Consider the following 8,897-nt stretch of genomic DNA (forward strand, 5'->3'; position numbering starts at 1 on the left):
GCCTACGCCGACGAGCCGGTCCGTTTCGTCGGCGCGGGCCAGCCCGCGGCCGAGCCGGTCCGCTTCTACGACAAGCGCCCTCAGCGCTGATCCCCGACTACCACACCGCTTGCGAACGGAGGGCCGTCATGACGCATTACCTGCATACGTTCCTGTTTGGCATCTATCCCTATATCTGCCTGGTGGTGCTGCTGCTCGGCAGCCTGATCCGCTTCGACCGCGAGCAGTACACGTGGAAGAGCGACACCTCGCAGCTGCTGCGGCATCGCTCGCTGCAGATCGGCAGCAATCTGTTCCACTGGGGCATCCTGGTGGTCGTGATCGGCCATTTCGTCGGCTTTCTGGCGCCGCACTGGCTGGTGTCGCCGTTCCTGTCGGCGTCGGGCCATCAGCTGCTGGCCATGGTCGGCGGCGGCGCGGCCGGTGTGGTCGCCATCATCGGCCTGTCGATCCTGATCTGGCGGCGCCTGTTCGATGCGCGGATCCGCCGCAACAGCCGCGTCTCGGACATCGTGATCGTGCTGATGCTGTGGGTGCAGCTCGCTCTCGGACTGTGGACCGTGGTGCTGTCGATGCGGCATATGGACGGCGTGCTGTTCGAATCGCTGACCAGCTACGTCAAGGGCATCGTGACCTTCGAGCCGGCGGCCGCCGACATGCTGCGCGGCGTGCCGCTGACCTACCAGCTGCATATCCTGCTCGGCTTCACGCTGTTCCTGGTGTCGCCGTTCACGCGGATGATCCATATCTGGAGCGGCATGGGCACGGTCGCCTATCTGGTGCGGCCGTTCCAGCTGGTGCGCCGGCGCTGACGCAGCGCTGATGGAGACATCGTGATGACCGACACCACCATGGCCGCCATCGCCCCGGCCAGCGTCAATGGCGTCGCGATCGGCGCCGAGGCGATCCGCGAGGAGAGCCTGCTGTACCGCGACGATGCCGATGCGATCGCCAGCGCCAGGCGCGCGCTGGCGATCCGCGAACTGCTGCGCCAGCGCGCCGTGGCGCTGGGCATTGCCGATGCCGGGACCGAACTCGACGATGCCGTGGTCGATGCGCTGATCGGGCGCGAGGTCAGCGTGCCGGAGCCGACCGAGTCCGATTGCCGGCGCTATTACGACGGCCATCCGGCGCGCTTCCGGCGCAACGAGATCGTCTACGCCAGCCATATCCTGTTCGCGGTCACCGGCGGCGGCGCGCTCGCGGCGCTCCGGCATCAGGCCGAGCAGACCTTGCGCCGTCTGTTGGCCGAGCCGGAGGCTTTCGAGGCGACCGCGCGCGAGATGTCGAACTGTCCGTCGGCCGGCGTCGGCGGCAGCCTCGGCCAGCTGCTGCGCGGCGACAGCGTGCCGGAGTTCGAGCGGGCCGTGTTCGACGGTGAGGCGATCGGCTTGCTGCCGGGATTGGTCAGGACCCGCTTCGGCTTCCATATCGTGCGGGTCGAACGTCGCGTGCCCGGCGAGGCGGTGCCCTTCGACGAGGCCAGGGCCGAGATCGCGCGTTTCCTCGGCGAGCGCGTGCGGCACAAGGCGATCCAGCAGTACATCGCAATCCTGGCCGCGCAGGCCAGCATCGTCGGCGTGGCGCTCGGCGAGGCCAATGGCCCGCTGGTGCAGTAGCGCCCGATACACCGATCGCGAATCTCCCGAGGAGGGCGACATGAGGAGAGCGACATGAGTTCGACGGCGAATGTGGCGGCGGCCGGTGGCGGCGCCACCAAGGTCACGGCGCAGGCGTGGTCGGTGCTGATCGCCAGCACGGCGGCCTTCATGGTCTGCTTCGTGGTGTGGATGATGTTCGGGGTCATCGGCGTGCCGCTGCGCGACGAGCTGGGCCTGAACAGCACGCAGTTCGGCCTGCTGACCTCGACGCCGGTGCTGACCGGCGCGCTGATGCGCCTGCCGCTGGGCGCATGGACCGACCGCTTCGGCGGCCGCATCGTGATGACGGTGCTGCTGGCGGTTTGCGCGCTGCCGGTGTTCGCGGTCAGCTACGCCACCGCGCTGTGGCAGTTCCTGCTGATCGGGCTGTTCCTCGGATGCGTCGGCGCATCGTTCGCGGTGGGCACGCCCTATGTCGCGCGCTTCTTCCCGGCCGAGAAGCGCGGCTTCGCGATGGGCTTCTTCGGCGCCGGCACGGTCGGCGCGGCGGTGAATCTGTTCGTCACGCCGGCGCTGCAGCAGGCCTACGGCTGGCGCGCGGTGCCGCGCGTCTATGCGGTCGCGCTGCTGGTCACCGCGGTGCTGTTCTGGCTGGCCTCGGCACGGGACCCCGGCGCGGGCAAGCAGGGCGGCTCCTGGACCGAGTCGTTCAAGGTGCTGCGCGACCCCAGGGTCTGGCGGCTGTGCCAGTACTACTCGATCACCTTCGGCGGCTTCACCGCGCTGTCGCTGTGGATCCCGCAGTATCTGCAGGGCCAGTACGGCATGACGCTGGTGGCGGCGGCCGCCTTCGCCGCCGGCTTCTCGCTGCCGGGCTCGGTGCTGCGGGCGGTCGGCGGGCTGCTGGCCGATCGGCTCGGCGCGCACAGCGTCACGTGGTGGGGACTGTGGGTCGCGTGGATCTGCCTGTTCCTGCTGTCGTATCCGCCGACCGATTTCACGATCCACACCGTCGATGGTCCGTGGACGATCGCGCTGCATACGCCGATGGCGGCCTTCGTCGTGCTGACCTTCATGCTGGGCGCGGTGTTCGCCTTCGGCATGGCGTCGACGTTCAAGTATGTCGCCGACGATTTCGCGTCGAACATGGGCGTCGTCACCGGCATCGTCGGGCTGGCCGGCGGGGTCGGCGGCTTCCTGCTGCCGATCCTGTTCGGTGCGCTGCTGGACCTGACGCGGGTGCGCTCGAGCTGCTTCATGCTGCTCTACGGCATCGTCTGGGTGTCGCTGATCCTGATCTACTTCGCCGACGTGCGGCGCACGCCGGTGATCGGTGGTGGGGCTGCAGTGCGGGCCGGCGCGGCCTGACGACGCCATGATGCCAATGAAAAGGGGACGCATTGCGTCCCCTCGATCATCGCGTCGTTCCCGCGAAAGCGGGAATCCAGCGTCTTTGAAAGCCCCTGGGTCCCCGCCTTCGCGGGGACGACAGCATTACAGCCAGTACACCACGACGTAGAGGAACAGCCAGACCACGTCGACGAAGTGCCAGTACCAGGCGGCGCCTTCGAAGGCGAAGTGATGATCGGGCGTGAAATGGCCCTTCAGCACGCGGATCAGCACCACCGTCAGCATGATGGCGCCCATCGTCACGTGGAAGCCGTGGAAGCCCGTCAGCAGGAAGAAGGTCGAGCCGTAGATGCCCGAGGTCAGCTTCAGGTTCAGGTCCGCGTAGGCGTGCATGTATTCATAGACCTGGAAGCCCATGAAGACCGCGCCCAGCAGGATCGTCAGGACCAGGCCCTGCACCACCTGGCTGCGCTTGCCGGCCAGCAGCGCATGGTGCGCCCAGGTCAGCGTGACGCCGGACATCAGCAGCAGCGCCGTGTTGATGGTCGGGATCGGCCACGGCCCCATCGCCTCGTACGGCTCGACCGTGCCGGCCGGACCGGCGTTCGGCCAGACCGCGGCGAAATCGGGCCACAGGATCTTGTTGTTCAGGTCGCCCAGCCACGGCATCGTGTAGACGCGGGCGTAGAACAGCGCGCCGAAGAAGGCGCCGAAGAACATCACCTCGGAGAAGATGAACCAGCCCATCGACCAGCGGTACGAGATGTCGATGCGGCGGCCATACATGCCCCCTTCCGACTCGCCGATCGCGTCGCCGAACCAGCTCTTGAGCACGAACAGGAACCACAGGATGCCCAGCACGCAGACATAGGGCGCCCACGGCTGGCCGTTGACCCACCCTGCCGCGCCGGCGGCGGTCAGCAGCAGGCCCAGGCTTGCCGTGATCGGATGGCGCGACGGGCCCGGTACGAAGTAGTACGGAGCGTTTGCGCGATTCGCACTCATTCTGTTTTCTCCAGCTCAGATCTCTGATTCATCGTTATACGCCGGCTGCCCGAGGGCGGACGACGCTCTGTCTTCTTGTTGCCTGTTCCGCCGGCTATCCGGCTGCCCGCTTGCCCGGCTATCCGCCGACCACCAGGCGGACGATGCCGATCAGCACCACCACCAGGATCACGGCGCCGAGCAGGCCGGCGACGATCACATGGATCGGGTTCAGGTTGGCCATGTCGCGATCGTGTTCCGCGCCCTTGCGCAGGCCGATGAACGACCAGAACACCGCGCGCAACGTCTGCCAGAACGACATCTTGCGTTTGACCGCGTCCTTCAGTTCGTCCATGGCAGCCCTCCTCCTTTACTGCGTCAGCTGCCGGCGCTGGCCGGCGGCTGGTCGAGATGGCCCTGCGGCGCCGGCGCCAGCGGCGTGCCGATCTCGAAGAATGTGTACGACAAGGTGATGTTCTCGACGTCCTTGGGCAGATCCGGGTCGATCACGAACACCACCGGCATCTCGCGCGATTCCTTGGCCTTCAGCGTCTGCTGCTGGAAGCAGAAGCACTCGAGCTTCTTGAAATACTGGGTGGCCTGCTTCGGCGCGTAGCTCGGAATCGCCTGCGCCGAGATATCCCGGGTCTGGCCGTTGGCGACCTCGTAGACGATCGTCGCCATCTCGCCCGGGTGGACCTGCATGCTGGTCTTGACCGGGCGGAACGCGAACGGGCCGCGAGCGTTGGAATCGAACTCGACCGTGATCGTGCGGCTGGTGTCGACCTGCGTGTTCTGGCTGACCTTGCCGGCGCTGGCGCCGTAGAGCTCTCGCGTGGTGACGACGTTGATGCCGGTGATCTCGCAGATCTTCTTGTACAGCGGCACCAGCGCATAGCCGAAGGCGAACATCACGGCGACGATCACCAGAAGCCGCAGCATCATGCCGCGGTTGTAGCGCTTGTCCTCGACGTCGCCGGTCGAAACCGGCTGCTTCGTGCTCATCTCTGTACCTTGCAGCGGGACTCAGCCAATTCAGCCAAGCCAGGTCATCTTGGCGAAGAAACCCAAAAAGAAGACCAGCACGATCGACAGCAGGATCAGGCCGAGACGGCGATTGGCGGCCTTGCGGTCGGTCTGCGATGGGCTTTCGTTTGGATGCTGCATCGAATTCTCGGATTAGGGGGTGGCCGTCGCGGGCCGGGGCGGCAGGGCGGGCGGAGCGCGGACCCTGCGGCCCGCCGCCCCGCCTTGCCGGATGCCGTTACCGGACCTGCGGCGGCACCTCGAAGGTGTGGAACGGCGCCGGCGAGGGCACGGTCCACTCCAGGCCTTCGGCGCCTTCCCAGGGCTTGTCGGCGGCCACTTCGCCTCCGCGGTACGACGGCAGCACCACGAAGAAGAAGAAATACACCTGCATCAGGCCGAAGCCCAGCGCGCCCAGCGACGAGATCGCGTTGAAGTCCGCGAACTGGATCGCGTAGTCCGCATAGCGGCGCGGCATGCCCGCCAGCCCGAGGAAGTGCATCGGGAAGAAGGCGATGTTGAAGAAGATGATCGAACCCCAGAAGTGCACCTTGCCGCGGGTCTCGTTGTACATGAACCCGCTCCACTTCGGACCCCAGTAGTAGAAGCCCGCGAACAGCGCGAACAGCGAGCCCGCCACCAGCACATAGTGGAAGTGCGCCACGATGAAGTAGGTGTCCTGGATCTGGATGTCGATCGGTGCCACCGCCGGGATCAGGCCGGTGAAGCCGCCGATGGTGAACACGAAGATGAAGCCGATCGCGAACAGCATCGGGGTCTCGAAGGTCATCGAGCCCTTCCACATGGTGGCGATCCAGTTGAAGATCTTCACGGCCGTCGGCACCGCGATCAGCATCGTCGCGTACATGAAGAACAGCTGGCCGGTCACCGGCATGCCGGTGGTGAACATGTGGTGCGCCCAGACGATGAACGACAGGATCGCGATCGAGGCGGTCGCGTAGACCATCGAGCTGTAGCCGAACAGGCGCTTGCGCGAGAAGGCCGGCACCACCTGCGAGATGATCCCGAATGCCGGCAGGATCATGATGTAGACCTCGGGGTGGCCGAAGAACCAGAAGATATGCTGGTACATCACCGGGTCGCCGCCGCCGGCCGCCGAGAAGAAGCTGGTGCCGAAGTGGCGGTCGGTCAGGACCATCGTGATCGCGCCCGCCAGCACCGGCATCACGGCGATCAGCAGGTAGGCGGTGATCAGCCAGGTCCAGCAGAACATCGGCATCTTCATCAGCGTCATGCCCGGCGCGCGCATGTTCAGGATCGTGACGATGATGTTGATCGAGCCCATGATCGACGACGCGCCCATGATGTGCATCGCGAAGATCGCCATGTCCATGCCCGGGCCCATCTGCACCGACAGCGGCGCGTACAGCGTCCAGCCCGCGGCGGTGGCGCCGCCCGGCACGAAGAACGACAGCGCCAGCAGCAGGGCGGCGGGCGGCATCAGCCAGAAGCTGAAGTTGTTCATCCGCGCGAACGCCATGTCGGAGGCGCCGATCTGCAGCGGGATCATCCAGTTCGCGAAGCCCACGAAGGCCGGCATGATCGCGCCGAACACCATCACCAGGCCGTGCATCGTGGTGAACTGGTTGAACAGCTCGGGGCGGAAAAACTGCAGGCCCGGCTCGAACAGCTCCAGCCGGATCAGCAGCGCCAGCACGCCGCCCGAGATCAGCATCGTGAAGGAGAACAGCAGGTACAGCGTGCCGATGTCCTTGTGGTTGGTGGCAAACAGCCAGCGGCGCCAGCCATGCGGATGATCGTGATGTTCGTCATGCGCGTGGTCGTGCGGATGGGCGAGTGCGTCCGGGGTAGCAGTACTCATCGCGAAAACTCCTGAAATCCTGTTCTAACGTCCACGCGTTCAGCTCGCGGCGCCCTGGGCGCCCGCGCTGGCTTGCTCGGCGGCGGGCTTGGCGTCCGCCGGTGCGCCCTGCGCCGACTTGGCGCCGCCGCCCTCGGGGAACTTGCCCGCGCGTGCATTGACGAAGTCGGCCGGCTGGATGACCTCGCCGGTCTTGTTGCTCCAGACGTTGCGGGTGTAGGTCATCACCGCGGCAAGCTCGGTGTCGGACAGCTGCTTCCACGACGGCATGCCGCCCTTGCCCTCGAGCAGGATGTGCATCTGGTCGGCCTGCGGGCCGTTGACCACCTTGGAGCCGTCCAGCGCCGGGAAGGCGCCGGCGCCCTTGCCGTTGGGCTGGTGGCAGACCGCGCAGTTGGCGGCGTAGACCTTCTCGCCGCGGACCTTCAGCTCGTCCAGGGTCCAGGTCTTGTTGGGATCGTCGGCCGCGGCGGCCATCGCCTTCTTCTTCTCGTCGACCCACTTGGTGTACTCGGCGTCGGTCACCACGCGCACGACGATCGGCATGAAGGCGTGTTCCTTGCCGCACAGCTCGGCGCACTGGCCGCGGTAGACGCCGGTCTTCTCGGCGCGGAACCAGGTGTCGCGCACGAAGCCGGGAATCGCGTCCTGCTTGACGCCGAAGGCCGGGATCATCCAGGCGTGGATCACGTCGTTGGCGGTCGTGACGATGCGGATCTTCTTGTTGACCGGCACCACCATCTCGTTGTCCACCTCCATCAGGTAGGTGTTCGACTTGGGCGCCTCGTTATTGATCTGCTCGCGCGGGGTGGTCAGCGTCGACACGAAGGAGATGCCTTCGCCCTCGCCCTTCAGGTAGTCGTAGCCCCACTTCCACTGGTAGCCGGTGGCCTTGATGGTGATGTCGGAGTTGGTGGTGTCCTTCATCGCGACCACGGTCTTGGTCGCCGGCAGCGCCATGCCGATCACGATCAGGAACGGGATGATGGTCCAGACGACTTCGACCGTGATGCTTTCGTGGAAGGAGGCGGGCTTGGAGCCCTTGGCCTTGCGGTGCGTGAAGATGGAATAGAACATCACGCTGAACACCGCGATGAAGATCACCGTGCAGATGATCAGCATCATCCAGTTCAGCCAGTGAATCTGCTCGGCGATCTTGGTGACCGGCTCGGTCAGGTTCAGCTGGCGCACGGCGGGACCGCCCGGCATGTCTTCGACAGCGAGGGCTGCCTGGCTGGCGAGCAGGGACGCGCCTGCCAGACACGCTGCGGATGCCTTCTTCCACATTTTCATTTGTTGTCTCTACCCAAATTACAGATTCGAATCTGCCCCTCGCTCCCAGCGGTGCCGCCTCTTTTTACAGGGCATGCAAGGCTGAAACGAGTTCCTGCGCGAACTTTCGTCGCTTGTACGGGTCCAGAAAACACCCCACCTGCACAGCGTGCGTGCCACAGCGCACCACCACCAGCGCCGGGAACGATTCGCCCAGTTCGACCCGCACCCAGTGCGGGTTGAATTCCTCGCGGGTCACCTCACCGGCGCTGGCCTTTTCGACCACCAACCTGCCCTCGCTGAGCGTGACGCGCTCGTAGTCTGTCGCGTGCTGTGCGTAGGCGAGCAGCGCCACGCCGAGCCCGGCCAGCTCGAGCCCCGCAAAGGGCAGCACGAGCCAGGCTCCTCGCCACGCGAAGAACAGGGCGATGGCAAGGGAAATACTGACGATGGAGAGGTAAAACCAGCCGACCTGGCGTGGAGACAGCGAACAATTCCGCTTCATCAGCCAGTCGTTGTTCGGCACGGCATGGGCTCCGTTAGGACAATCACCGGGCCCGTCACGCGCCGTCTGGAGTGCGATACCGAGTTCCTGCATCGCCAACCACTCTGCATCGCTGCATCGGTTGCACGCCTGGAATTCTGCCGGCTTCACCGCACTGCTGCACTGCTTCGGTGCTAAAACGCCGATCTTCTGTGCCAGGGGACCACTGCGACAAACTGGCGCATTATAGGGCGCTTCGTCAACCGTAACAAGCCAAGCCCGGCGCGGCACGGCGCCCGCGCCACAGCGCGCCGATGCACAGCGGCAGTGCAGCGAG

Annotated in this window: 10 protein-coding genes and 1 pseudogene; 4 read left to right on the forward strand and 7 right to left on the reverse strand. The window is 65.7% G+C overall.

The window, feature by feature from the left end; genetic code table 11:
- The 4 genes and pseudogenes from B551_RS26045 to B551_RS08100 form a co-directional block, all read left to right on the forward strand.
- Positions 1–90, forward strand: a pseudogene (locus B551_RS26045) (nitrate reductase molybdenum cofactor assembly chaperone); the annotation flags it as partial.
- A 38-nt stretch (positions 91–128) separates the two neighbouring features.
- Positions 129–812 carry a respiratory nitrate reductase subunit gamma gene (gene narI, locus B551_RS08090; protein ID WP_006579798.1) on the forward strand — a complete coding sequence of 228 codons (684 nt, stop codon included), beginning with the start codon at positions 129–131 and terminating at the stop codon, positions 810–812.
- Positions 813–836: 24 nt separating this feature from the next.
- A complete protein-coding gene (locus B551_RS08095; RefSeq protein WP_006579797.1) occupies positions 837–1,619 on the forward strand; it encodes a peptidylprolyl isomerase in 783 nt (260 codons plus the stop codon).
- 54 nt (positions 1,620–1,673) lie between these two features.
- Positions 1,674–2,969: a nitrate/nitrite transporter gene (locus B551_RS08100; RefSeq protein ID WP_006579796.1), complete on the forward strand. Its 1,296-nt coding sequence runs from the start codon at positions 1,674–1,676 to the stop codon at positions 2,967–2,969.
- Between the two features lie 126 nt (positions 2,970–3,095).
- Here B551_RS08100 and B551_RS08105 read toward each other — a convergent pair whose 3' ends face one another.
- The 7 genes from B551_RS08105 to B551_RS08130 form a co-directional block, all read right to left on the reverse strand.
- Entirely contained in the window at positions 3,096–3,956 is an 861-nt protein-coding gene (locus B551_RS08105; protein WP_006579795.1) for a cytochrome c oxidase subunit 3, read from the reverse strand.
- A 118-nt stretch (positions 3,957–4,074) separates the two neighbouring features.
- Entirely contained in the window at positions 4,075–4,290 is a 216-nt protein-coding gene (locus B551_RS08110) for a DUF2970 domain-containing protein (RefSeq protein ID WP_006579794.1), read from the reverse strand.
- 23 nt (positions 4,291–4,313) lie between these two features.
- Entirely contained in the window at positions 4,314–4,940 is a 627-nt protein-coding gene (locus tag B551_RS08115) for a cytochrome c oxidase assembly protein (RefSeq protein ID WP_006579793.1), read from the reverse strand.
- Between the two features lie 30 nt (positions 4,941–4,970).
- Complete coding sequence (locus B551_RS26865) at positions 4,971–5,102, reverse strand: cytochrome oxidase small assembly protein (RefSeq protein ID WP_006579792.1); 132 nt, start codon at positions 5,100–5,102, stop codon at positions 4,971–4,973.
- 97 nt (positions 5,103–5,199) lie between these two features.
- Positions 5,200–6,804 (reverse strand): cytochrome c oxidase subunit I, encoded by a 1,605-nt coding sequence (gene ctaD, locus B551_RS08120; RefSeq protein ID WP_023263844.1) that lies wholly within the window; start codon positions 6,802–6,804, stop codon positions 5,200–5,202.
- Between the two features lie 39 nt (positions 6,805–6,843).
- Complete coding sequence (gene coxB, locus B551_RS08125) at positions 6,844–8,097, reverse strand: cytochrome c oxidase subunit II (protein WP_023263845.1); 1,254 nt, start codon at positions 8,095–8,097, stop codon at positions 6,844–6,846.
- A 64-nt stretch (positions 8,098–8,161) separates the two neighbouring features.
- Positions 8,162–8,674 (reverse strand): DUF2244 domain-containing protein, encoded by a 513-nt coding sequence (locus B551_RS08130; protein ID WP_043438128.1) that lies wholly within the window; start codon positions 8,672–8,674, stop codon positions 8,162–8,164.
- Positions 8,675–8,897: the final 223 nt, after the last annotated feature.

This window comes from Cupriavidus sp. HPC(L) (genome assembly GCF_000307735.3).
GTDB lineage: Bacteria > Pseudomonadota > Gammaproteobacteria > Burkholderiales > Burkholderiaceae > Cupriavidus.